The sequence below is a fragment of the Sphingomonas longa genome, from assembly GCF_016892685.1.
Lineage (GTDB): Bacteria > Pseudomonadota > Alphaproteobacteria > Sphingomonadales > Sphingomonadaceae > Sphingomonas > Sphingomonas longa.
Genome location: NZ_JAFEMC010000001.1, coordinates 777,631 through 800,688, shown reverse-complemented (window position 1 = coordinate 800,688; position 23,058 = coordinate 777,631). Strand labels below are relative to the sequence as shown.

19 protein-coding genes are annotated in these 23,058 nt (G+C 69.4%); 11 read left to right on the top strand and 8 right to left on the bottom strand.

Annotated elements, in window-relative coordinates; all coding sequences use genetic code 11:
• Positions 1–13 precede the first annotated feature (13 nt).
• The 4 genes from prsK to ILT43_RS03840 are packed head-to-tail and all read left to right on the top strand — an operon-like array spanning position 14 to position 6,201.
• On the top strand, positions 14–2,041 hold the full coding sequence (prsK, locus tag ILT43_RS03855) for an XrtA/PEP-CTERM system histidine kinase PrsK (RefSeq protein WP_204195024.1): 2,028 nt from the start codon (positions 14–16) through the stop codon (positions 2,039–2,041).
• A complete protein-coding gene (gene prsR / locus ILT43_RS03850) occupies positions 2,038–3,384 on the top strand; it encodes a PEP-CTERM-box response regulator transcription factor (protein ID WP_204195023.1) in 1,347 nt (448 codons plus the stop codon). The genes prsK and prsR overlap by 4 nt, the downstream gene beginning before the upstream one ends.
• Entirely contained in the window at positions 3,377–5,362 is a 1,986-nt protein-coding gene (locus ILT43_RS03845; RefSeq protein WP_204195022.1) for a tetratricopeptide repeat protein, read from the top strand. Before prsR ends, ILT43_RS03845 begins: the two co-directional genes overlap by 8 nt.
• 38 nt (positions 5,363–5,400) lie before the next feature.
• A complete protein-coding gene (locus tag ILT43_RS03840) occupies positions 5,401–6,201 on the top strand; it encodes an ATP-binding protein (RefSeq protein WP_204195021.1) in 801 nt (266 codons plus the stop codon).
• A gap of 126 nt (positions 6,202–6,327) precedes the next feature.
• On the opposite strand, the gene ILT43_RS03835 is transcribed toward ILT43_RS03840, so the two are convergent.
• The 3 genes from ILT43_RS03835 to ILT43_RS03825 all read right to left on the bottom strand — a co-directional run bounded on the left by ILT43_RS03835 (position 6,328) and on the right by ILT43_RS03825 (position 9,561).
• A complete protein-coding gene (locus ILT43_RS03835; RefSeq protein ID WP_204195020.1) occupies positions 6,328–7,065 on the bottom strand; it encodes a TorF family putative porin in 738 nt (245 codons plus the stop codon).
• Complete coding sequence (locus ILT43_RS03830; RefSeq protein WP_204195019.1) at positions 7,062–7,544, bottom strand: hypothetical protein; 483 nt, start codon at positions 7,542–7,544, stop codon at positions 7,062–7,064. The genes ILT43_RS03835 and ILT43_RS03830 overlap by 4 nt, the downstream gene beginning before the upstream one ends.
• 241 nt (positions 7,545–7,785) lie before the next feature.
• Positions 7,786–9,561, bottom strand: coding sequence for an ABC-F family ATP-binding cassette domain-containing protein (locus ILT43_RS03825; RefSeq protein ID WP_204195018.1), 1,776 nt, complete (start codon positions 9,559–9,561; stop codon positions 7,786–7,788).
• A gap of 96 nt (positions 9,562–9,657) precedes the next feature.
• On the opposite strand from ILT43_RS03825, the gene ILT43_RS03820 reads away from it, so the two are divergent.
• The 3 genes from ILT43_RS03820 to ILT43_RS03810 all read left to right on the top strand — a co-directional run bounded on the left by ILT43_RS03820 (position 9,658) and on the right by ILT43_RS03810 (position 12,429).
• A complete protein-coding gene (locus ILT43_RS03820; protein WP_204195017.1) occupies positions 9,658–9,987 on the top strand; it encodes a hypothetical protein in 330 nt (109 codons plus the stop codon).
• Positions 9,988–10,266: 279 nt separating this feature from the next.
• The gene (locus ILT43_RS03815) at positions 10,267–10,932 is read left to right on the top strand and encodes a response regulator transcription factor (protein ID WP_055842478.1); all 666 of its coding nucleotides are present in this window, start codon (positions 10,267–10,269) and stop codon (positions 10,930–10,932) included.
• Between the two features lie 180 nt (positions 10,933–11,112).
• Positions 11,113–12,429, top strand: coding sequence for a sensor histidine kinase (locus ILT43_RS03810; protein WP_239474041.1), 1,317 nt, complete (start codon positions 11,113–11,115; stop codon positions 12,427–12,429).
• A 91-nt stretch (positions 12,430–12,520) separates the two neighbouring features.
• On the opposite strand, the gene ILT43_RS03805 is transcribed toward ILT43_RS03810, so the two are convergent.
• Both ILT43_RS03805 and ILT43_RS03800 read right to left on the bottom strand, forming a co-directional pair.
• The gene (locus ILT43_RS03805) at positions 12,521–13,519 is read right to left on the bottom strand and encodes an LLM class flavin-dependent oxidoreductase (protein WP_204195015.1); all 999 of its coding nucleotides are present in this window, start codon (positions 13,517–13,519) and stop codon (positions 12,521–12,523) included.
• 91 nt (positions 13,520–13,610) lie between these two features.
• Positions 13,611–15,902, bottom strand: a complete 2,292-nt coding sequence (locus ILT43_RS03800; protein WP_204195014.1) for a S8 family peptidase — start codon at positions 15,900–15,902, stop codon at positions 13,611–13,613.
• 317 nt (positions 15,903–16,219) lie between these two features.
• On the opposite strand from ILT43_RS03800, the gene ILT43_RS03795 reads away from it, so the two are divergent.
• From ILT43_RS03795 to ILT43_RS03780, 4 genes are all read left to right on the top strand, one after another.
• The gene (locus tag ILT43_RS03795) at positions 16,220–16,885 is read left to right on the top strand and encodes a pyrimidine 5'-nucleotidase (protein WP_204195013.1); all 666 of its coding nucleotides are present in this window, start codon (positions 16,220–16,222) and stop codon (positions 16,883–16,885) included.
• Positions 16,882–17,706 carry a 2,3,4,5-tetrahydropyridine-2,6-dicarboxylate N-succinyltransferase gene (gene dapD / locus ILT43_RS03790; protein ID WP_204195012.1) on the top strand — a complete coding sequence of 275 codons (825 nt, stop codon included), beginning with the start codon at positions 16,882–16,884 and terminating at the stop codon, positions 17,704–17,706. Before ILT43_RS03795 ends, dapD begins: the two co-directional genes overlap by 4 nt.
• A gap of 211 nt (positions 17,707–17,917) precedes the next feature.
• Positions 17,918–18,880 carry a class II fructose-bisphosphatase gene (gene glpX, locus ILT43_RS03785; protein ID WP_204195011.1) on the top strand — a complete coding sequence of 321 codons (963 nt, stop codon included), beginning with the start codon at positions 17,918–17,920 and terminating at the stop codon, positions 18,878–18,880.
• On the top strand, positions 18,881–19,606 hold the full coding sequence (locus ILT43_RS03780) for a CPBP family intramembrane glutamic endopeptidase (RefSeq protein WP_204195010.1): 726 nt from the start codon (positions 18,881–18,883) through the stop codon (positions 19,604–19,606).
• A gap of 114 nt (positions 19,607–19,720) precedes the next feature.
• Here ILT43_RS03780 and maiA read toward each other — a convergent pair whose 3' ends face one another.
• From maiA to hppD, 3 genes are all read right to left on the bottom strand, one after another.
• Entirely contained in the window at positions 19,721–20,353 is a 633-nt protein-coding gene (gene maiA / locus ILT43_RS03775) for a maleylacetoacetate isomerase (RefSeq protein ID WP_204195009.1), read from the bottom strand.
• Positions 20,350–21,627, bottom strand: coding sequence for a homogentisate 1,2-dioxygenase (hmgA, locus tag ILT43_RS03770; protein WP_204195008.1), 1,278 nt, complete (start codon positions 21,625–21,627; stop codon positions 20,350–20,352). The genes maiA and hmgA overlap by 4 nt, the downstream gene beginning before the upstream one ends.
• A gap of 270 nt (positions 21,628–21,897) precedes the next feature.
• On the bottom strand, positions 21,898–22,992 hold the full coding sequence (gene hppD / locus ILT43_RS03765; protein WP_204195007.1) for a 4-hydroxyphenylpyruvate dioxygenase: 1,095 nt from the start codon (positions 22,990–22,992) through the stop codon (positions 21,898–21,900).
• Between the last annotated feature and the right edge of the window lie 66 nt (positions 22,993–23,058).

Below are 23,058 nucleotides of genomic sequence, written 5' to 3'. Positions count from 1 at the left end.
TGAACGTACGACCATGACCAATACCATCGCCGGCGCGCTGGTTCTGTGGACCTATGCGCTGGCTGCCTTGCTGTTCGGCATGGCGGCGCTGGCAACGTGGCGGCGTGGCGGCGCGCTGCAACGGATGATGGCGGGCACGCTGTTGCTGACAAGCCTGTGGGCGCTGACGGTCGCGGGGATCGACGCGCACGAGGTCGGCCCAGACCTGGCGGCGGCGATTCGCAACCTGGCGTGGCTGGGCATGATGGCGGTATCGGTCCGCCGGTCGGGCAGCGGCCACGGATCGCTGGCCGCGCTGTACGTGATCGTCGCGGCGGTGATGGCCGGGACGGCGCTGGTCGCGATTGCCGGTGCCGCAGTCGACGTCCCGGAGGCAGCGCGCGCGCTGGGCGATGCGCGGTCGGTGTTCGCGATGATGGGCGCGGCCGGCGCGCTGGTCCTGCTGCACCAGATCGTGCGCGATCCGCGCAGCCCGAAGACAGGCAGCGCCCGCGTGATCGTCATCGCGCTGTCCGCGATGTGGACGAGCGACCTGATCGTCGCGCTGGGCGAGATGGCGGATGCCGCGATGGGTCCGGGATTGTTCCTGGCGCGCGGGCTGGCGATGGTCGGGGTGGCGATGCTGCTTTCCACCAATCGCCTTGGCGCGGGGGAGCCGACGCTGTCGCGCAGCGTCGCGGTTCGGGCGATCGGCGGCATCGCACTGGTGCTCTATGCCGGCCTGACCGCGTTCGGGGCGCATGTCGCCGGCCTGCTGGCTCCGGATCATGCCCGCATCGTCCAGACCGCGATCGTGATCGGGGCGACGACGGCGCTGCTGACGCTGATGTCGACACCCTGGCTGCGCGCGTGGTTCCGCGTGAAGGTCGCCAAGCATCTGTTTACGCACCGGTACGACTACCGCGTCGAGTGGCAGCGGGTGACGGCGACGCTCGGCGCGTCCGGCGAGGGTACCGCGCCGCTGGCGACGCGAACGATCAAGGCGCTGGCCGATCTGGTCGATGCGCCCGCAGGACTGTTGCTGAGGGCGCAGGACGGCGGGCTGGTGCCGGGCGGCGACTGGAACTGGGCGGAGGCGAGCGGCGAGGGGGGCGAGACGATGACCCGCTACCTTCGCGACACGGGTCGGCTGGTGGTGGTCGACGACGTCATGGATGTCGTCGCGGCCGGCGTGCCCGAATGGCTGACGACCAACGCCGATGCGTGGTTCGTGCTGCCGTTGCTGCATGCCGAGGCGCTGGTCGGCGCGATCGTGCTGGCGAGGCCGCCGGTGGAGCGGGCGCTGGACTGGGAGGATTTCGATCTGCTCCGCGTGGCGGGGCGTCAGGCGGCGAGCTTTCTGGCGGAGGATCGGCTGCGCACCGCACTGGACGAGGCGCGACGGTTCGACGAGTTCAATCGCCGGTTCGCGTTCCTGCTGCATGACATCAAGAACGTCGCGAGCCAGTTGACGCTGGTGGCACGCAACGCCGAGCGGCACGCGGACAATGCCGAGTTCCGGTCCGACATGGTCGCGACGCTGAAGGATTCGTCTGGCCGCATGGCGACGTTGCTGTCGCGACTGGGCCAGCATGATGGCGCGCGGCCGGAGCCAACGCAGCCCGTCGATGTGGCGACTTTGATCGGCCGCGTCGTCGCGGCGCGGCGTGCACAGCATCCCGTCACGTCGGATCTCGCGACCGCGCCGCTCGTGCTCGCGCAGCCGTTGCGGCTGGAGCAGGTGCTGAGCCATCTGATCCAGAATGCGGTCGAAGCGAGCGCGACCGATCGGCCGGTGACGATCGCAATCGAGCGGACGGAAGACGACGTGGCGATCGTCGTCGCAGACCGGGGGAGCGGCATGTCCGCCGACTTCGTGCGTGACGAGCTGTTCCGGCCGTTCGTGTCGACCAAGCCGGGCGGGTTCGGAATCGGCGCCTATGAGGCGCGACAATTGGTGGTGGGAATGGGCGGACAACTGACGGTGGAGAGCCGTGTCGGGGAGGGCACGCGGTTCCGGATCGTGCTGCCCGTCGCCCCTGCATTGGAGGTTGCGGCATGAGTCGTCCGGTGTTGCTGGTCGTCGAGGACGATGCCGGTCTGGCGCGGCAATTGCGCTGGACGTACGAGGCGTATGAGGTCGTCGTGGTCGGAGACCGGGCCGCGGCGCTGGACGCGCTGCGATTGCACGAGCCGGCGGTCGTGACGCTCGACCTGGGCTTACCGCCCGATCCGGACGGCACCGCCGAAGGTTTTGCGACGCTGCACGCCATGCTGGCGATGGCGCCGACGACGAAGGTGATCGTCGCATCGGGGCACGGCGCGCGGGAAAGTGCGCTGGCGGCGATCGGCGACGGAGCATGGGATTTCTATCAGAAGCCGATCGATATCGATGCGCTCGGCCTGATCGTGTCGCGCGCCTTTCACGTCCATGCGCTGGAGGCGGAGAACCGGCGGTTGCAGGCGAAGGTCGTGCCGGGTGCGTTCGGCGGGCTGCTCTACGCATCGCCCGAGATGGGCCGCGTCGCGCGCCAGTTGGAGCGGGTTGCGCCGGCCGACGTATCGGTGATGCTGCTGGGTGCGAGCGGGACGGGCAAGGAATTGCTGGCGCGGGGTATCCACGAGGCGGGCCCGCGGCGGAAGGGCAGTTTCGTCGCGATCAATTGCGCCGCGATCCCGGAGACGCTGCTGGAAGCGGAACTGTTCGGGTATGAAAAGGGCGCGTTCACGGGCGCGGTGAAGACGACCGAGGGCAAGATCGAGCAGGCCGCGGGCGGCACGCTGTTCCTCGACGAGATCGGCGACGTGCCGCTGCCGTTGCAAGTGAAGCTGTTGCGGTTCCTGCAGGAACGTGTGGTGGAGCGGATCGGCGGGCGCAAGGCGATCCCGGTCGATACGCGCGTCGTCTGCGCGACGCATCAGGATGTCGATGCGATGGTCGCCGAGGGGCGGTTTCGCGAAGACCTGTATTACCGGCTGGCGGAGATCGTGGTGAAAATCCCGGCGCTGGCGGAGCGGACGGGCGATGCGGCGCTGCTCGCGAAGCATTTCGTCGGGCGGTACGCCAAGGCGCTGAACCCCGCCGTCACCGGACTGGCGGCGGATGCGCGGGCGGCGGTCGATGCATGGCGCTGGCCGGGCAACGTCCGCGAGCTGGAGAATCGGGTGAAGCGGGCGGTCATCATGGCCGACGGCAAGCTGGTCACAGCCGCCGACCTTGATCTGGGGGACAGCAACGGCGTGGTGGAGCTGAACCTGCGCACCGCCCGCGAGGCCGCGGACCGGCGGGCGATCGGGCGGGCGCTGGCGCAGGCCGAGGGGAATATCTCCGGCGCGTCGCGCTTGCTGGGCGTCAGCCGGCCGACCTTGTACGACCTTTTGAAAAGCTACCACCTTCATGGCTGATGCGGCGATGCTCTATCCGATGATGCGGCAGCGACGGCGTCGCCGAGGACTTGGCGTATCTCCGCGGGTGCGGTCGATCGCGGTGCTGGCGGTGTGCGCGCTGCTGGTGCTTGGCGGCACGGCCAAGCTGTTGCTGCGGCCGGCGCCGGTCGATGCGCGGCTCCTGCTGGGCAATGCGCTCGTGACGCTGGAGGCGGGCAATTACAGCGCCGCACGTTCGAACGCGCTGGCAGCGGCGGCGGCGGCGCCGCAATACGGGGCGGCACAGGCGGTGCTGGCGCGCGCCTATCTGGAACTGGGCGACGGGCTGGCGGCGGAAGCAGCCTTGACGCGGGCGGAGGCGGTGGGCTTTCCGGCGGCGCGGCTGCATCAGCTGCGGGCCGAGGCGCGGCTGTTGCAGGGTGATGCGAACGGTGCGTTGGCGGAAGCGGCGAAGGCGGAGTCGCGCTATTTCGATTTCGCCGAGCGCATCCGGGCACGGGCGCTGGCGGTGCAGGGTCAGCCCGTGGCGGCGAAGACCGCGCTGGAGACGCTGGTGGCGCAGCATCCGGGCAATGGCCGCGCGTGGCTGGACCTGGGGCGGTTGCGCTTCGCCGGCGGCGATCTGGGCGGTGCGAGCGAGGCGGCGGGCGCGGCGGCGCGGCTGATGCCGCGTGATCCGCACGCGCTGGCACTGGAGGGCGAGGTCGTCCGAGCGCGGTATGGGCTGGTCGCGGCGCTGCCCTGGTTCGAGGCGGCGTTGCGGCGCGACGCCTATGCGATGCCGACCCTGATCGATTATGCCGCGACGCTGGGTGAGGCAGGGCGGAACGCGGACATGCTGGCGTCGCTGCGACGGGCGGCGGAGGCGCGGCCGGGCGATGCGCGGGTGCTGTACCTGTACGCCGTGCTGGCGGCACGGGCGGGGAAGCTGGAACTGGCGGGATCGTTGCTGGAGCGGAACGGCGCGGTGTCGGGCTTGCCGGGTGCGCAGTTGTTGCGCGGGGCGATCGACTATGCCGGCGGACAGTGGGAGCGGGCGGCGGCATCGTGGCGGGCGCTGAGCGAGAACCAGCCGATGAACCTGACGGCGCGACGGTTGCTGGCGGCGGCGCTGTTGCGATCGGGCGATGCGCAAGGGGCGCTGGCGGTGCTGCGGCCGCTGGCGGTGCGGGGCGATGCGGATGCCTATGCACTGACGCTGACGGCGCGGGCGTTCGAGGCCACCGGCGACCGGGTGTCGGCGGCGATGTTCCTCGACCGGGCGGCGGCGGTGGGGCGCGGCGGCTCGGCGGCGTTCGCGACCGACGATGCGCTGGCGACGTTGCAGGCCGGAGCGGCGGCGGCTCCGGGCGATCCGACCTATGCGGTCGGCGTGATTCGGGGGCTGATCGGTAGCGGCGATCTGAGTCGGGCGCTGGGGCAGGCGCGGGCGTTGGTCGAAGACGGCGCAGGGACGCCGGCGGCGCAGACCGCGTATGGCGACGTGCTGGCGCTGGTCGGGCAGCGGCCGGATGCCGCCTATGCGCGGGCCGCGGACCTGCAGTTCGACGAGCCGGCGATGCTGCGGCTGATCGATGCCCGTAGCCGGAGTGGGCAGGCGGAAGCGGCGGCGGCGACACTTTCGTTGTATCTGGCGCAAAACCCGCAGAGCGTCGCGGGGCAGCGGCTGCTGGGGCATCTTCAGGTCGCGGCCGGGCAGTGGGATGCGGCGATCGAGACGCTGGAGGGCGTTCGACGCCGGGTCGGATCGGGGGAGGTCGCGCTGCTGTGCGATCTGGCGCTGGCCTATGCCGGCGATGGCGATGGCGACGTCGCGGTGCGTTACGGGCGGGCGGCGTACGTGGCCCAGCCGATGCATGCGGGGGCGGCCGATGCGTACGGCGTCGCGCTGGCGGCGGCGGGGCGGATCGATGCGGCGCGCCAACTGCTCGACAAGGCGGTGGTACTGGCGCCGGGGGATGCCGTGATCGCGGACCATCGCCGGCAGCTCGGCTGAGCCTTGCGCCAAACCGGGCCAGTCGCCAGAGCGGCGGGATGGACCCGCTGGAACGGATCGCCGCGGCGCTGGAGCGCCTTTCACCGCCGCCGGGGGAGCCCGCCGACCCGCTGGCGCATCCCGCCTATCGCTGGGAGGGCGGGGTGCTGGTCGCGGCGCGGGGGTTCGCACCTTTGCCGCTGGACCGGCTGCTGGGCATCGAGCGGCAGAAGGTTTCGCTGCTTGGCAATCTGCGGCGGCTGGCGAAGGGATTCGCGGCGCAGGACGTGCTGCTGTGGGGTGCGCGCGGTACCGGCAAGTCGGCGCTGGTGAAGAGCGCGGTCGCAGCGGTGCAGGCGGAGGGCGGCGCGCTGGCGCTGGTGTCGGCGGGCGAGATGGCGGGATTGCCGGCGTTGTTCGCCCGGCTGGGGTCCGTGGAGCGCGCGTTCGTGGTGTTCATCGACGATCTGGGCGTCGATCAGCCGGGCGAGGCGCGGGCGCTGCGTTCGATGCTGGAGGGCGGGGCGGAGCCGCGGCCGGGCAATGTCCGCCTCGCCGTGACGGCCAATCGCCGCCACCTGCAACCACGCGATATCGCCGAGCAGGAGAGTGCGATCAACGCGCGCGATGCGGTCGACGATCATCTCGCACTGGCGGACCGGTTCGGGTTGAGCCTGGGCTTCCACGTGCTCGATCAGGACGGGTATCTGGCGATCGTGCGTGGCTATGCCGAGGCGCACGGGCTGCCATTCGACGCCGCCGATGCGGTGCAGTGGGCGACCCGGCGGGGGAGCCGGTCGGGCCGGGTAGCCTGGCAGTATGTCGTTGATCTTGCAGGGCGCGAGGGGCGGGGCCTGTAATACACCGACGCGGAAGGTTAGGCTAAGGTTAGTCCAATGCGCCGTTTCGCGATCAGGTAGCCGGCGGGTTCAAAGAGCGTCATCCGCTGTCCTACACGAGGGTGCCCGTGTAGGACAGCGGACCTTTCAGAGGCCGAAGCGGACCCGGCCGACGATGCGGTCGCCGGCGTGGCGCGCGTCCGCGAACGGGCCGAAAGCGTCACGCCTGTTCACGTCGGTGCCGACGTAATCGAGCGCCAGTGTCAGCGGTCCGGTGCGGTGTTCGACCCCGAGCCGCCAGTTGCTGTAATCGCCGCCGGGGCGGAGCCGCTGGGCGCGGACGGGATCGTTCACGTCGCCGGTCGAATGGCCGATAACGGCGACCAGCGTAAACGGCGTGGCCGGGATGCCGGCGTTGGCCGCGGCGTAGACGAACAGATTGTCGCCGCCGATCGCGTCCTGCGAGGGGGCGTAGTCGGCCCCGCCGGTGAGTTGCAGCGGACCGAAGGTGAAGCTGGCGGAGGCGCCGACCTCCCCGTAATCCATCTTGCCGCGTGCGCCGGCAAACAGGTGGGCGGTACCGCCGGCGCGAACGCGGATCGCGCCGAGGTTCCAGCCCGTGCCGAGGCCGATGTCGGCGACCGCATCGGCATCGCCGTGGCGGGACGAACCGCGCGTCGTCACGACACGGGCGGACGCGTCGACCGGGCCCAGGCTGGCGGCGGCATCGGCGGAAAGGACGCCGCGATTTTCGCTCCAGCTCAGGCCGCGACGGGCTTCGTCCGTGGCGGCTTCGACGCCGGCGGACAGGCCGGTCTGCGCATGGGCGGGCAGGGCCGATGCCGCCGCGAGGGCGGCACCGGCGATCAAGGAATGGGGCTTCATCCGGTGCGGGTCTCGCCATGCGCCCGGTCGAGTTCGGCGCGCAGAACATCGTGATCTTCCTGCGCGACGGCGACGACATGGGAGTCCATATCCTTCACCTTTGCAGCAACTTCCTTCGCGATGCTGCCACGGTGCTTATCGCACCAGCCCGGCCGGCTGCCGGAGACGACGTTGTCGCGGACGATGTTGCGCATCATCGTGGTGCCGGTGGCGGCGGTCGCGTGCCGGTCGACGATCATGTTGGCGGACCACATGCAGCGCAGCGTCGAGGCGCGACCGGGAGGCGCGATCGAGCCCACCTGCTTATGTTCGACCGCGACGGTGCCGCGATAGCGGGCGTCGATCGGTCCGGTGCGATGATCGATCGTGATCGAGTGGTCGATGGTTGCTGCGGGTATCGTTGCGGAGGCGAGGCCGAGCATCAACCCGGTCCCCAAAAGGTAGGTCATCATCATCTCCTGCACGGTGTCCCGACCCATGCTGGTCGGTGACGTTGCGACCGGTGCGGCCGTAACTATCCAATGACCGACCGGCCGAATTGTTGCTGGAAATGCACGTTTTTCGGGGCCCGGCGAGGGTCGTTGCGACGATCCGGGGCTGGGTCGGGCCGGGGCGTCAGCGGGATTCTGCGGATGATGTCGCGCGCGGGGAGACGCCCTCCCCCAACCCCTCCCCGAGGGGAGGGGAGCAGGATTAGCCAAGCTCTCCCGTCGATCAGGATCAGCCCAGGCCCTCGACCATTTCGGCCAGTTCCAGCCAGCGCATTTCGGCCGCGTCCTTCTCCGCGCGGGCCTTGTCGACGGCGGCGGTCAAGGCGGCGAAGCGGGCGTGGTTCCTGGTATACATATCGGGATCGGCGAGCAGCGCCTCGTCGCGGGAGATCTGGCGGTCGAGCTCCTCGATGCGGGTGGGGAGCAGATCGTAGTCGCGCTGGTCCTTGTAGGTGAGTTTCTTCGACGGTGCGGACGGTGGCGGGGGAGCGGCGGCGGCCTTGGGCTTCTTCGCATCGGCGCGGGGGCGGCGTCGCTTTTCCCAATCCTCGTAGCCGCCGGCGACGACATCGACGGTGCCGCTGCCGTCCAGCCCGAGCGTGACGGTGACGGTGCGGTCAAGGAAGTCGCGGTCGTGGCTGACGATCAGGACGGTGCCGTCGTAATCGCCGATCACCTCCTGCAACAGGTCGAGGGTTTCGAGATCGAGGTCGTTGGTCGGTTCGTCGAGCACCAAAAGGTTCGACGGCCGCGCGAATTCGCGGGCCAACAGGAGCCGCGAGCGTTCGCCGCCCGACAGCGTGCCCACCTTCGCGTCGATCAGGCTGGGATCGAACAGGAATTCCTTGAGATAGCCGTGGACGTGCTTGCGCACGCCGAGCACGTCGATCCACTCGCCACCGTCCGCCAGCACGTCGCGAACGGTCTTTTCCGGGGCCATCAGCGACCGCTGCTGATCGATGACGATGCCGTCGAGGGTCTTTGCCAGCTTCACGCTGCCGCTGTCGGGCTCGATCTCGCCGGTCAGGAGCTTGAGCAACGTCGACTTGCCCGCGCCGTTGGCGCCGACGATGCCGATGCGGTCGCCGCGGGTAACGCGCAGGTTGAGGTCACGGATGATGACGCGGTCGCCGAACGATTTCGAGACGTGGCTGACGTCGATCACAACCTTCGTCTTCACGTCGTCGGTGCCGACCGCGAGCGCGGCGGTCCCCTGCGGCCCGATCATCGCGGCGCGGGTGGCGCGCATCTCCTTGAGCTTCGCCAGGCGGCCCTGATTGCGGCGGCGGCGGCCGGTGACGCCGCGCAAGAGCCAATGCTCCTCGATCTTGAGCTTGGCATCGAGGCGCTCGGCGTTGCGCTGTTCCTCCGCGAAGACCTGCTCGGTCCACGCCTCGAACCCGCCGAAGCCGATCTCCGCACGGCGGACGCTGCCGCGTTCCAGCCACAGCGTCTGGCGCGTCAGGCGGGTCAGGAAGGTGCGGTCGTGGCTGATGACGACGAACGCGCCGGTGTAGCGGCCGAGCCATTGTTCGAGCCATTCGATCGCGGCGACGTCGAGATGGTTGGTTGGCTCGTCGAGCAGCAGCACGTCGGGTTCCAGCGCCAGCGCTCGGACGATGGCGGCGCGGCGACGCTCGCCGCCCGATGCGGACTTCGCCTCCCGGTCGAGATCGATGCCGAGCTGGTCTGCGATCGCCTCCGCCTCATGCCCCAGCGGCGCATCGTCGCCGGCCGAGACGTAATCGCGCAGGGTAGCGAAGCGGGACACGTCGGGGTCCTGTTCCAGCATCACCACGCGGGTGCCGGGGACGACCGTGCGCCGCCCCTCGTCGGCGTCGATGCTACCGGCGATCAGGCGCAGCAGCGTCGACTTGCCCGCGCCGTTGCGGCCGATCAGCGCGAGCCGGTCGCGCTGGCCGATATGGATGTCGAGGTGGCGGAAGAGCCAGCCGGAGCCCTGAACGATGCCGAGGTCTTCGAAGGAGAGGATGGGTGCGGCCATGCGCCGCCGACTAGGGGGTCGGGGCGGGGGTACGCAACCCGAAGCTTGTCCTGCCATTCACAACGTGTTCAATGCGGGGCGAATAGGGGTTGCCACATGAAGATGCCCGTCGCCCTGATGATTCTCGTGTTGGCGGCGCCTCTTGCGGCGGCTTCGCCCGTTCCTGCGCTGGCCCCCGCCGCCGTGCCGGGGGGTCAGCGCGGCGACCAGATGAAGGCGTTCGACGGCCGCCGCACGGGCAAGCTGATGCCGCTGCGCGAGATCGAGCGGCGCGTGGTGCCGACGATGCCGGGTGCACAGTATCTGGGATTCGAGTTCGACGGTGGCAGCAGCGTGTACACCCTGAAGTTCCTGCGCGACGGGCGGGTGATCTGGGTGGATGTCGATGGGCGTTCGGGTCAGGTGATCGGCCGGACGGGGAAGTAGGGGGCTGCTGCTCCCCTCCCTTGCAGGGAGGGGTGGGGTGGGTCGACACCCGCTGGGCGCTTTGTTGGGGTGTGGACCTACGTTCCCGACTTATTAGGGCGCGTGGTGGCGCGACCGTCTCGCCCGGCCTCCACCCACCCCCGACCCCTCCCTTACAGGGAGGGGAGAAGATGGGGGGTCCGTTCACCCTTGGGACAGCGGGGGTTGCCTAAGCGCTTTTGCCCGCGTCCGGCACCCGTGCTAGCGCAGGTCATATCCGTTTAGGGGAGCTGACACACGATGCGCGTTCTGATCGTCGAGGACGAACCCAATCTCGGCCAGCAGCTGAAGAACACGCTGGAGGGCGCGGGCTATGCGATCGACCTGGCGGTCGATGGCGAGGAGGGGCTGTTCCTGGGGCAGACCGAGAGTTACGATGCGATCGTGCTCGACCTGGGGCTGCCGGAGATCGACGGGCTGACCGTGCTCGATCGCTGGCGCAAGGAGGGCAGGACGACGCCCGTGCTGGTGCTGACCGCGCGTGACAGCTGGTCCGACAAGGTGGCGGGACTGGACGCGGGCGCGGACGATTACGTCGCCAAGCCGTTCCAGACCGAGGAACTGATCGCGCGGTTGCGGGCGCTGATCCGGCGCGCATCGGGCAATGCCTCTTCCGAACTGACGGCGGGCGACGTGCGGCTCGACACGCGGTCGGGCAAGGTCACGCGCGCCGGCGAGCCGGTGAAGCTGACCGCGCAGGAATACAAGCTGCTGAGCTACCTGCTCCATCACAAGGGCAAGGTCGTCAGCCGGACCGAGTTGATCGAGCATATCTACGATCAGGATTTCGACCGTGATTCGAACACGATCGAAGTGTTCGTGACGCGTATCCGCAAGAAGCTGGGCCAGGACGTCATCACCACGATCCGTGGGCTGGGCTATAGTCTGGAAGATCCCGACGCGTGATGTCGGCGCGGTGCCGCTTTCTTGCTCCCCGACCCGGCGCAGCACGGCTGGCGGGGCGGAGCCGCGTCGCGTCGTGACCGGTGCGACCGGACCCCGGCGCGCGCCGGGGTGGAGTGACGCGGCGTGACGACCGAACCATCATCCGCCGTGTCCAAGGGCACCGGGTCGCTGTCGCGGCGGATGATCCTGATCGCGGCGGCGTGGATCACGCTGCTGCTGGCGGGCGGGGGCTTCGCGCTCGACCGGGTGCTGGTGTCGGCGGTGACGCGCAATTTCGATGACCAGCTCGAATATGTGATGACGGCGATGATCGTGTCGGCCGAGATCGACGATGCCGGCGAGGTCAGCTTCACCCGCGAGGCGGCGGACCAGCGGTTCCTGGAGCCGGGATCGGGGCTGTACTGGCAGGTGTCGGCGAAGGGGCGCGAGTCGTTCCCGTCACGATCGCTGTGGGACCGAAGGCTGGCGTACGGCTCGGCGCATACCGATCGCAGCGTGCATTCCTATGACAGCCGGCAGTTCGGGACGGAGCGGCTGCGCGTGGTCGAGCGCGACGTGCAACTGCCGGGATCGCCGGTGCGCTGGCGGTTTCAGGTGGCGCAGGCGCGCGACGGGCTGGATGCGCAGATCACGACACTGCGGCGGACGCTGGTGCGGTCGTTTGCGTTGCTGGCGCTCGGGCTGCTGGTGCTGGCGGCACTCCAGACCTTCTACGGGCTGCTGCCGCTGCGGCGCGTGCGGCTGGAGATCGCGCGGATGCGGGGTGGTCACGCCAGCCGCGTCGAGGGCGAGATGCCGATCGAGGTCGCGCCGATGGTCGAGGAGCTGAACGCGCTCGTCGAGCATAACGAGAAGCAGGCGGAGGAGGCGCGGCGGCATGCGGGGAACCTCGCGCATGCGCTCAAGACGCCGCTGACCGTCATCATGAACGCCGCGACCGCCAATGCCGACGATCTGGCGGAGACGGTGGTGCGCGAGGCGCGGACGATGCGGCGGCAGGTGGATCATCATCTGGCGCGGGCGCGGGCGGTGGGGCGGCGCGGGTCGGCGCACAGCCGGGCGGATGTCTGGCCCAGCCTCGAATCCGTGGAGCGGGCGGTGGCGCGGCTGTACCGGCACGTCCGCATCGACGTGACCGGCCCGCGCGACTTGTCAGTGCATGTCGAACGGCAGGATCTGGACGAGATGCTGGGCAACCTGATCGAGAACGCCGCGAAATATGGCGGGGGGAGCGTGTTCGTGACGGTCGGGGCGCAGGCGGGGTTCGTCGAGTTCCTGATCGAGGACGACGGCCGGGGTATCCCGGAGGAGGAGCGGGTTCGCATCTTCGATCGCGGCGTGCGGCTGGATACCGGCAAGCCGGGTACCGGGCTGGGCATGGCGATCGTTCGCGATGTCGCGGAGATCTATGAGGGCACGGTGTCGCTGGAGGAGAGCGAGGACCTTGGCGGGTTGATGGTGCGGTTGCGCTTGCCGGCGGCAGGTACGGTAGGCTGAGGGTTCCGCTTCGGCAGGTGCGCTGCCAGAGGCATCGCCAAGGTTATATCCCACCCCAACCCTCCCCTTGCAGGGGAGGGGGCTTAGAAGGTCAGGCCGCCAGTCTTACTTCGCGCGCGGCTTCGGCGGTGAGGGTCAGGCTGCGCTTGCGGGCGGTCTGGTCGTAGATGGCGCTGGTGACCATCACTTCGTCGACGCCGGTCCGCTCGACGAAGGCGGCGAGGCCGCGGGCGACGGTGGCGGGGGTGCCGATCGCCGAGCAGCTGAGCACGTTGTCGAGCATCGCCGCACCCTGCGGACCCAGGCTGCCGCGATAGCCGGCGACGGGGGGCGGAAGCTGGCCGGGGTTGCCGGTGCGCAGGCGGACGAAGGATTGCTGTTGCGAAGTCGCGATCAGTTGCGCCTCCTCCTCCGTATCGGCGGCGAAGATGTTGAAGCCGGCCATCGCATAGGGCTTGGCAAGATGCGCGGAGGGGCGGAAGTCGCGGCGGTAGACGGCGAGCGCCTGATCCAGCGCGTCGGGCGCGAAGTGCGAGGCGAAGGCGTAAGGCAGGCCGAGTGCGGCGGCGACCTGCGCGCCGTAGAGGCTGGAGCCGAGGATCCACAATTTCACATCGGCGCCCGCGCCGGGCGTCGCGACGATGCCGGTCTGGCCGTCATTCGCGAAATAGCTTTGTAGCTCCAGCACATCCTGCGGGAACGCGTTGGGATCGCTGTCGAGGGAGCGGCGGATCGCGCGGGCGACGCGCTGGTCGCTGCCGGGCGCGCGGCCGAGGCCGAGATCGACGCGACCCGGATAGAGCGCGTCGAGGGTGCCGAACTGCTCCGCGATCACGAGCGGCGAGTGGTTGGGGAGCATGATGCCGCCCGCGCCGACGCGGATAGATTTTGTGGCGGCGGCGACATGCGCGATCACGACCGAGGTCGCGGCCGACGCGATGCCGGTCATGCCGTGATGCTCCGCGACCCAGTAGCGCGTGAAGCCGGTCGCCTCCGCATGCGCGGCCAGATCGGCGGCGCGGGCGAGCGCATCCGATACGGTGCCGCCTTCGACGACGGGAACGAGATCGAGAAAGGATAACTGGGTCATGATGTTGGAGATGGGGGCGGGAGCCGACACGCGCCAGTGAGGTTTTGGTTTGCGCGGGTTTAGATCGGGTGCGTCGAGAGCGGCTTCGGGATCAGAAGCCCAGCGCGTAGCGGAGTGCGACGCCCCGGTCGTCGGGAAGCGCCGCGATGTTACCGGGGTCGCGACGCCAGTAGAGGTTCGCCTGTAGGTCGCCACCCGCGAAGGCGCGGGAGTAGCGCGCCTCGATATCGACTTCGCGGCCCGAGGGAGCGAGTGTCATGCGCTGCATGGTCCAGGCGGTGACGGCGCTGGTCGCGTAATCGTAGAAGGTCGGCAGGGCGAGGTCGATGCCGCCGGACGCGACGCGGAGCGGCTGGGCGATGCGCAGGCCGACGCTGTCGCCGCCGAACAGGCCGGTCTTGCCGATATCCGCGGCGAAGGCGCTGGTACGCAGAACGCCGCCGCCGCCGAGGCCGCCGTGCAGCGCCGCGCAGGTCCAGCCGCGACGCAGGCTGCCGCCGAGCGTCCAGTCGCCGGCGTTCAGGCGCGCGCCGGCATCGAGGAACCAGCTGGTCGCGGTCGCGCCGCCGAAGCTGGGGTCGAACCGCGCGCCGAGGATCGTCGCGTCCTCGGTCAGGCGGGAGCCGGTCAGGCGCGCCGTCACCGGCCCAAGCGTCCGGTCGAGAGCGAGCGACGCGCGGTCGAAGCCCGAACGCTGCCAGCCACTGAGCGCGGGGAGAAGCGCGTCCCGGCGGGACAGGACGCGGCCGTTCTCGATCGCCGCCGTCACGCCGAACCCGCCCAACCGCTGGCGCACGGCGGTGGCGGAGCGTGCTCCACCCTCGAACCCCAGCCCGTCGGCGGAGGCGATCATGAAGGCGGGCTCCGCGCTGCCGGCGAGTTGCGCGGACAGGCCCGCCGATCCTTGCGACAGACCGATGCCGAACGACAGGTCCTTGCCGAGCCGCTGCGTGACGGTGCCGGCGATGGCGCGGGCGGTGGTGGCATCGCCCTGCGACAGGGCGAGTCGATCGGTCGCGACGCCGCCGTTTCGGGTCGGGCTGAGCGTCAGCGACACCGCGGTCTGGCCCGTGGCGAAGGCGACGTGGCGACCGGACGACAGCAGCGAGCCGCCGAGCGGGCGCAGCGGCCCGGTGCGCTGGATCGTCTGCGCGAGTTCGGCGGCGAAGGCCCGGCCATAGCCGTCGAGGATCACCGCGCCCATCGGCGTGATCGCGGCGTCGCCCATCGGCGCGGACAGTGAAGCGGTACCGCCGGTCGCGAGCCGTGTTCCGGCGATCGAGGTCGTGCCGACCGGCTGGAACGCGCGGGTCAGGTCGAGGACGCCGCGGCCATAGGTGGAGTCGGTGCCCGCCGCGCCGGCATCGCGCGCGGTGGTGAGCAGCAGGTCGACGATTTGCGCGCCGGTGAGGTTGGGGAATGCCTGCGCCAGCAACGCCACCGCGCCGGCGATCTGCGGTGCGGCGAAGGAACTGCCCGACCAGAGCTGGACGGTGCCGTTCTGGTCCGGTGCCTGGACGCGGGTACCGACAGCCGCCAGATAATGCGTCGGGTTGGCGCCGGCGCGGTTGCTGTCGTCGTCGATCCGGTCGGCGGCATCGACCCAGCCGGCGATGATGACCTGATTGCGGGATACGGATGCCGTGTCGGCGATGGCGGCGAAGCCGTCGGGATCGGCGGCACCGTCGTTGCCCGCGGACAGCACGACGACGATGCCCGCCTGGGTCGCGCGCGCCAGCGCCTGCTGCACGGTCTGCGGCATCGCCGAACTGCCGAGCGAGATGTTGATGACGCGGGCGCCGGCCGTGCGCGCGGTGTCGATGCCGCGGGCGAGCGCGTCCGAATCGAAGCGGCAGGGGTCGTCGCCGTTGGCGTCGGTGGTGCCGGTGCAGGAACCCGGGCGATCGGCGCGAAGGGCGATGACGGTCGCATCGAAGGCGACGCCGTGGGTGCCGGTGCCGTTGCGCCGACCGGCGGCCGTGAAGGCAACGGCGGTGCCGTGGCCGTCGACATCGTCGAGAGAGGCGTTGCCGGCGACGTCGGTCGATGCCGGCGACAGGCGGTCGCCGAACTCCGCGCTTTGCAGGTCGATGCCGGTGTCGATGACGGCGATGCCGATACCGGCCCCCGTCGCCGCACGCTGATAGGCGGCGAGCGCGTTCATCGACACCGCGCCGACGGTGGCGCGATATTCGGTACCATCCGGGTTGGTGGGCGGCGTCGGTGCAGGAGACGGAGCGGGCGTGGGTGCCGGGGTAGGAGCCGGAGTCGGCGCTGGAGTTGGAGCGGGCGTCGGCGCTGGCGTGGCGATCGGCGGCGTGGGGGTGCTGGCGACACCGCCTCCGCCTCCGCCACAGGCGGCGAGCCACAGGGGCACCGTCATGGCGGCCGCCGTCAGGAGGGTGGGCTTGCCGCTACGCATACTCGTCCTTCGTAAAACGCTGGCGGCCGGAATGCCATGCAGGCGTTAACCAAATGTGACGGCGGCGGGAGTGGTTGTTTTGACGCCGCGAATGATGGGCGCGGGGCTGGCCGTCGAACGTCGGTCATGCCGGGCTTGTCCGGGCATCCACCGGTGGTCGAGCCATCCGAATACTGGCTCGTGGAGCCGTCGATGTCGGGACGAGCCCGGCATGACGGAGTGGAAGGTTCGGCGCTCCCCATTGCCGCCCGGCGCGGGCGACCGTAGAGGCGGCGGCGATGGGTGGGCCGCTCTCTTCGATCCGCAACTGGATCTTCGATCTCGATAACACGCTGTACCCGGCGCGGTGCGATCTGTTCGCAAAGATCGACGTGCGGATGACGCAGTTCGTCGGCGACCTGTTGGGGCTGGACCCGGTCGCGGCGCGGCGGGTGCAGAAGCAGTATTTCATCGATCACGGCACGACGCTGGCCGGGCTGATGGCGGAGCATGACGTCGATCCGCACGCGTTCCTGGATCATGTCCACGACATCGAGATGGACGTGCTGGAGCATGATGCGCCGCTGGCGGCGGCGATCGCGCGGCTGCCGGGAAGAAAGCTGGTCTTCACCAACGGCGACACGCCCTATGCGCTGAGGGTGCTGGAGCGGCTGGGCTTGGGGGACAGTTTCGAGGCGGTGCACGACATCCGCGCGATGGGGCTGGTGCCGAAGCCGAACCCCGCCGCCTATGCCGGGCTGTGCGACACGTTCGGCCTCGACCCGCATGGGTCGCTGTTCGTCGAAGACATGGCGCGCAACCTGAAGCCCGCCAAGGCGATCGGGATGACGACGGTGTGGGTCGACAACGGATCGGAACAGCATCCGGACATCGACCGCAGCTATATCGACTATCACATCCACGAGCTGGCGCCGTGGCTCGAATCCATTCTGGAGACCGCATGACCGACCTTTCGCAGACGATCGACGCCGCCTGGGACGACCGCGCCTCGTTGGGTTTCGACACGAAGGGTGAGGTGCGGGATGCCGTGGAGACGGCGCTGGCGCTGCTCGACCGGGGCGAGGCGCGCGTGGCGGAGCCGGACGGGCAGGGCGGCTGGCGCGTCAACCAGTGGCTGAAGAAGGCGGTGCTGCTGTCGTTCCGGCTGAACGACAATGTCGTGATGGGCGACGGCGCGGGCGAGTTGCCGGGGTTCGACAAGGTGCCGTCGAAGTTCGCCGGCTGGGGCGAGGACGCGTTCCGCGCCGCCGGGTTCCGCGCGGTGCCGGGCAGCGTGGTGCGGCGTGGCGCGTTCGTCGGCAAGGGTGCGATTTTGATGCCGAGCTTCGTCAACATCGGCGCGCATGTCGGCGAGGGCACGATGGTCGACACCTGGGCGACGGTCGGTAGCTGTGCGCAGATCGGGAAGAACGTGCACCTGTCGGGCGGTGCCGGCATCGGCGGCGTGCTGGAGCCGTTGCAGGCCGATCCGGTCATCATCGGCGATGGCGCGTTCATCGGTGCGCGCGCGGAAGTGGCGGAGGGCGTGCGCGTCGGCGAAGGGGCGGTGCTGTCGATGGGCGTGTATCTCGGCGCGTCGACCAAGATCGTCGATCGCGAGACGGGCGAAGTGATGAAGGGCGCGGTGCCCCCCTATGCGGTGGTGGTGCCGGGGACGCTGGGCGGCGGCGACGGGAAGCCGGGGCTGTACTGTGCGGTGATCGTCAAGCGGGTGGATGCGCAGACGCGGTCGAAGACGAGCATCAACGAGCTGCTGCGGGATTGAGGTTGCTTCTCCTCTCCCTCTTAGGGAGGGGTCGGGGGTGGGTGTTGTCCGCGTGATAGGGTCGGACCTGGCTTTGAGGGAGCCGTAGGCCTGGCCTCTACCCACCCCCAGCCCCTCCCTAAGAGGGAGGGGCGGAATATGTGCTGTTGCTCCCGGACCGGCTAAGGCGTATTCCGCGTTTAACGTGTTCAACGCGCCTCCGGAGACCGTCATGACCGATAGCAGCAACGTCCTCGATCGAGTCCTCGTGCTGGAAATGGTGCGCGTGACGGAGGCGGCGGCGGTGGCGGCGTCGACGCTGACCGGGCGCGGCGACGAGAAGGCGGCGGATGCTGCGGCGGTGGAGGCGATGCGCGCCGCGCTCAACGAACTCGACATGGACGGCACCGTCGTGATCGGCGAGGGCGAGCGCGACGAGGCGCCGATGCTGTTCATCGGCGAGAAGGTCGGCACCGGCACCGGCCCCGCCATCGACATCGCGCTCGACCCGCTGGAGGGAACGACGATCTGCGCGACCGCGGGGCCGAACAGCCTTGCGGTGCTGGCGATTGCCGAGAAGGGCGGGCTGCTCAATGCGCCCGACGTGTACATGGACAAGATCGCAGTGGGGCCGGGCTATCCGGCGGGGATCATCGACCTTGATCGTTCGCCGACCGAGAACGTCACCGCGGTCGCGAAGGCGAAGGGCGTGTCGCCGCGCGAGATCATCGTGTGCGTGCTCGATCGCCCGCGCCACGCTGACATGATCGCGGAACTGCGCGCGGTCGGATGTGGCGTGATGCTGATCGGCGACGGCGACGTGGCGGGGGTGATCGCGACGAGCGACCCGGAGACGACGATCGACGTGTATATGGGATCGGGCGGCGCGCCGGAGGGCGTGCTGGCGTGCGCGGCGCTGCGCTGCGTCGGCGGGCAGTTCAAGGGGCGGCTGCTGTTCCGCAACGACGACGAGCGGGCGCGCGCGGCGAAGTGGGGCGTCACCGACCTCGACAAGCAATACGACCTGACCGAGCTGGCGCGCGGCGACTGCATCTTCGCGGCGACGGGCGTGACGGACGGGTCGCTGCTGGCGGGCGTGAAGCGGCGGCCGGGCAAGATGACGACCGAGAGCGTCGTGATGCGCGCGTCGTCCGGCACGGTGCGCTGGGTCAAGGGCGAGCACCGGCTCGGCTAAATGCCGGCGGCGGTCCTGCTGGCGGCGATACTGGGGCTTGTCGTCTGGAATATCTGGAATGGACGCGGTTTCTCGGCGAAACTGGCGGACCTGATCGGGCGTACGTCGCGGAAGCGGGCGGTGTTCGGTTGGGCGGCGGGGACGGCGATCTATTTCGGCTGGACCAGCGTCATGGCGTTGCTGCTGATGGGGCACGGCGATGCGATCGTGACGATGCCGTTCGAGTTGCAGGTGGCGGCGTGGCGGTTGGGCCTGCCGGGGGAGGCTGCTCCGGGCGATGTGGAATGGCTGTTGTCGTGCCTGTGCGGCGGGTTGCTGCTGGGGCTTGTCGCGCTGCTGGTCCTGCGGAGGATAGGACGCACGCCGGCGGGTATTCGCTATCGCTCGCCGGCGGCGATGCGCGGGCCAAGCGAATGGCCGGGGGCGGTGGCACTGTCTCTGGCGGCGGGTATCGGCGAGGAGCTGTTCTTTCGGCTGACGCTGCCGCTGCTAGTGGCGATCGTGACGGGATCGGGGCTGGCGGGATTCGCGGTCGGGCTGGTCGCGTTCGGCGCGTCGCATCGCCATCAGGGTTGGGCCGGCATGCTCGCGACCGGGTTGGTCGGGGCGTTCCTGACGATGCTGTATCTGGCGATCGGGCATTTATGGTTGGCGATGCTGGTGCATGTCGTCATCGACCTGAACGCGCTGGTGCTGCGGCCGATGCTGTTTCGGGCGCGGGAGTGATGCTTCTGCGCTCGGGATAGAGGCGAGCGTCGGTGCGGGATGCCGATGGCGGGATCGTCCTTACCCTTCCGTCGCTTCGCTCCTCCCTCCCTCTCCCGCTGGGAGAGGGATTGGTCAGTCGGCGTCGGGCTGGGCGTAGGGATGTGCTTCTGCGAACGGCGGGAGAGCGGCAGCTTTGGCTCCGGCGGCGGACAATGCGGGGTAGCGCGTCGTGTCCACGCCGAACCGGGCAGCGGCGTAGAGTTGGGGGACGAGGAAGCAGTCCGCGATCGTCGGCGTGTCGCCATAGGCGTAGCCGCGGCTGTGACGCGTGATCTTCGGTTCCAGCGCGGCGAAACCGGCGGTCATCCACTCGGCGATCCACGCACTCACGGCGGCTTCGTCCGCCGCGAAGTCGGACCGCAGGCGCTTGAGGACGCGGAGGTTGTGGAGGGGGTGGATGTCCGCGCCGATCGTCGTCGCCATCGCCCGCACAATCGCGCGGCCGTCCGGATCGGGGGGCAGCAGCGCGGGCGTTGGGTGACGTTCGTCCAGCCACTCGATGATCGCGAGGCTCTGCGTCAGGATCAGGCCGTCGACGTCCAGTGCGGGCACCAGATGCTGCGGGTTGAGCGCGGCGTAGTCCGGCGCGCTTTGGGCGCCGGTGCGCAGGTCGTGGTTAACCTGTTCGTAGGCGAGCCCCTTCAGGGCGAGCGCGATTCGCACGCGGTAGGCGGCGCTGGATCGCCAGTAGCCGTGCAAGATCACGGCAGCTTCGCCTTTGGGAAGTCGGACCAGACCGCGTCATAGTCGAGCTGCGAATGCTCCAGCGCGAAGGTCGTGGGTTTGTAGGGCCAGCAACTCTCCAGCATGAACGCCATCGTGCCGTCGATCTTGTGCGGCTTGAGGTCGGCGGCGGATGCGCCCTGCCAACTGGCGAGATCGGGACCGTGGCCGGCCATCAGGTTGTGAAGCGACAGGCCGCCGGGCTGGAACCCTTCCGCCTTGGCATCGTACGCGCCGGTGATGAGGCCCATCGCCTCCGACATGACGTTGCGGTGGAACCAGGGCGGGCGGAACGTGTCCTCCGCGACCATCCAGCGCGGCGGGAAGACGACGAAGTCGGCGTTCGCGCGGCCGGGTACGTCGCTGGGGCTGGTCAGGACGGTGAAGATCGACGGATCCGGGTGGTCGAACGACACGGTGTTGATCGTGTTGAAGCGCGACAGGTCGTAGCGCCACGGTGCGAGGTTGCCGTGCCAAGCGACGACATCGAGCGGGCTGTGGTCGAGCGTCGTCGTCCACAGCGAGCCCATGAACTTCTGGATCACCTCGACGGGTTCGCCGCGATCCTCGAACCACGCGACCGGCGTCTCGAAATCACGCGGGTTGGCGAGGCCGTTGGCGCCGATCGGGCCGAGGTCGGGGAGGCGGAACAGCGCGCCGTGGTTCTCGCAAACATAACCGCGGGCTGCCCCGTCCGGCAGCAGCGCGCGGAACCGGACGCCGCGCGGGATCAGCGCGATCTGGCCTGGCGCGATCTCGATCCGGCCCAATTCGGTGAGGAGGTCGAGGCGGCCCTGCTGCGGCACGAACAGCATCTCCCCGTCTGCGTTCATGAACACGCGGTCGGTCATGTCGCGGTCTGCGGCATAGAGGTGGAGCGCGACCCCCTCCAGATCGGCGGGATCGCGGTTGGCGAGCATCGTGGTCATGCCGTCGATCAGGTCGGTGCCGGGGGCCGCATCGACGATCGGGTCCCAGCGCAGGCGGTTCGGCGCGAGCGGTGCTGCGGTCGTGCCGGGGGCGAGGCGCGGTGCGCCCCGGTAGGGGGTGTAGGCCGGATGCTCGGCGGTGGGGCGGAGGCGGTACAGCCAACTCCGCCGGTTTTCGTGGCGGGGTGCGGTGAAGGCCGTGCCGCTGAGCTGTTCGGCGTAGAGGCCGAAGGCCGGGCGCTGGGGCGAGTTGCGGCCGATCGGGAGCGCGCCGGGGATGGCCTCGGTGGAGATGTGGTTGGCGAAGCCGGGGATGTAGTCTGGCATCTTTTGGTTCCTCCGATGGGGGAGTGTCGTCCTCACCCTTCCGTCGCTTCGCTCCTCCCTCCCTCTCCCAAGGGGAGAGGGAAAGACTTTCTTCCCCTCTCCCCTTGGGAGAGGGGTTAGCTCGCGTGAGCGAGCGCGGGGTGAGGGTCTGGGCGGCGCACTCCCCACTACCCGCCGGCGCGTCAGTCGCGGCGAAGCCGCGCCTTGTGCGCCGGCTCCGCTGCGCTGGCCGGGCGCGCTCGCGCACCTGCGTGCGCGCATCGGTGGATGCTATGCATCCACCGTGATGACGCCGCGCCTGATCTGATCCAGTTCGATGCTTTCGAACAGCGCCTGAAAATTGCCGTTGCCGAAACCCTGATTGCCCTTGCGCTGGATGATCTCGAAGAAAATCGGGCCGACCATGTTCTCGGTGAAGATCTGGAGCAGGATGCCCTCGTCGCCGACATTGCCGTCGATCAGGATGCGGTTGCGCTTCAGGCGGTCGAGGTCCTCGCCGTGGCCGGGGACGCGCTTGTCGACCAGTTCGTAATAGGTCTCGATCGTATCCTGCAACCGCACGCCGCGGGCGCGGAGCTTTTCGACGGTGTCGAAGATGTTCTCGGTCGTCAGCGCGAGGTGCTGGATGCCCTCACCCTGATATTCGCGGAGGAACTCCTCGATCTGGCTATTGTCGTCCTGCGACTCGTTGAGCGGGATGCGGATCGCTCCGTCCGGGGCGATCATCGCCTGAGAGAACAGGCCGGTCGCCTTGCCCTTGATGTCGAAATACTTCTGCTCCTGAAAGCCGAAGAGGCGGCCGTAGAAGCTGGACCATGTCCGCATTTCGCCGCGACGGACATTGTGGGTCAGGTGGTCGAGCATGTCGAGACCGACGTTGTTCGCGGCCTCCGCTTCGGCGGCACCCTCGACCGGCGTCCAGTTCGCGTAGAGGTCCGCGCCGGCCTTGACGAGGTACAGATACGATCCGCCGATGCCCTCGATCACGCAGGCCTCGTCGCCCAGCGTACCGCGCGCGGCGTCGACGGCCTGCGCGCCTTCCTCGATCGCGTGGGCATAGGCCGATTGAGGGTCCGCGACGCGGAACGCCATGCCGCTGGCGGACGGGCCGTGCGCGGCGCGGAAGTCGGCGGACTGGCCGGCCGATTCGCGGTTGAGCAGCAAGTTGATCCGGCCCTGCTTGTAGCGGACCACGTCCTTGGACGGATGCCGGTGCGCGGCGACGAAGCCCATCGCCTCGAACTGAGCGGCGAGTGCGTCGGGGTCAGGCGAAGTGAATTCGCAGAACTCGAAACCGTCGAGACCCAGCGGGTTATCCGTCGCGGTGGTCTCGTGGGAAGTGTTCTCGGGTGCCAAGGTCGCCATCGTCCGCTCCAAATCCGGTATCAATTGATACCAAGCTGCCGGATTGCGGAACCGGTGTCAAATGCT

Bases quoted from the DNA above. Each gene is read 5' to 3' on its own strand.
- ILT43_RS03815 (WP_055842478.1), top strand. From the start codon at position 10,267: ATGCGCGTTCTGATCGTCGAGGACGAACCCAATCTCGGCCAGCAGCTG.
- ILT43_RS03820 (WP_204195017.1), top strand. From the start codon at position 9,658: ATGAAGATGCCCGTCGCCCTGATGATTCTCGTGTTGGCGGCGCCTCTT.
- ILT43_RS03840 (WP_204195021.1), top strand. From the start codon at position 5,401: ATGGACCCGCTGGAACGGATCGCCGCGGCGCTGGAGCGCCTTTCACCG.
- ILT43_RS03800 (WP_204195014.1), bottom strand. From the start codon at position 15,902: ATGACGGTGCCCCTGTGGCTCGCCGCCTGTGGCGGAGGCGGAGGCGGT.
- ILT43_RS03835 (WP_204195020.1), bottom strand. From the start codon at position 7,065: ATGAAGCCCCATTCCTTGATCGCCGGTGCCGCCCTCGCGGCGGCATCG.
- prsR (WP_204195023.1), top strand. From the start codon at position 2,038: ATGAGTCGTCCGGTGTTGCTGGTCGTCGAGGACGATGCCGGTCTGGCG.
- ILT43_RS03805 (WP_204195015.1), bottom strand. From the start codon at position 13,519: ATGACCCAGTTATCCTTTCTCGATCTCGTTCCCGTCGTCGAAGGCGGC.
- ILT43_RS03845 (WP_204195022.1), top strand. From the start codon at position 3,377: ATGGCTGATGCGGCGATGCTCTATCCGATGATGCGGCAGCGACGGCGT.
- ILT43_RS03825 (WP_204195018.1), bottom strand. From the start codon at position 9,561: ATGGCCGCACCCATCCTCTCCTTCGAAGACCTCGGCATCGTTCAGGGC.
- ILT43_RS03810 (WP_239474041.1), top strand. From the start codon at position 11,113: ATGATCCTGATCGCGGCGGCGTGGATCACGCTGCTGCTGGCGGGCGGG.
- hmgA (WP_204195008.1), bottom strand. From the start codon at position 21,627: ATGCCAGACTACATCCCCGGCTTCGCCAACCACATCTCCACCGAGGCC.
- ILT43_RS03780 (WP_204195010.1), top strand. From the start codon at position 18,881: ATGCCGGCGGCGGTCCTGCTGGCGGCGATACTGGGGCTTGTCGTCTGG.
- ILT43_RS03830 (WP_204195019.1), bottom strand. From the start codon at position 7,544: ATGGGTCGGGACACCGTGCAGGAGATGATGATGACCTACCTTTTGGGG.
- ILT43_RS03795 (WP_204195013.1), top strand. From the start codon at position 16,220: ATGGGTGGGCCGCTCTCTTCGATCCGCAACTGGATCTTCGATCTCGAT.
- prsK (WP_204195024.1), top strand. From the start codon at position 14: ATGACCAATACCATCGCCGGCGCGCTGGTTCTGTGGACCTATGCGCTG.
- dapD (WP_204195012.1), top strand. From the start codon at position 16,882: ATGACCGACCTTTCGCAGACGATCGACGCCGCCTGGGACGACCGCGCC.
- glpX (WP_204195011.1), top strand. From the start codon at position 17,918: ATGACCGATAGCAGCAACGTCCTCGATCGAGTCCTCGTGCTGGAAATG.
- hppD (WP_204195007.1), bottom strand. From the start codon at position 22,992: ATGGCGACCTTGGCACCCGAGAACACTTCCCACGAGACCACCGCGACG.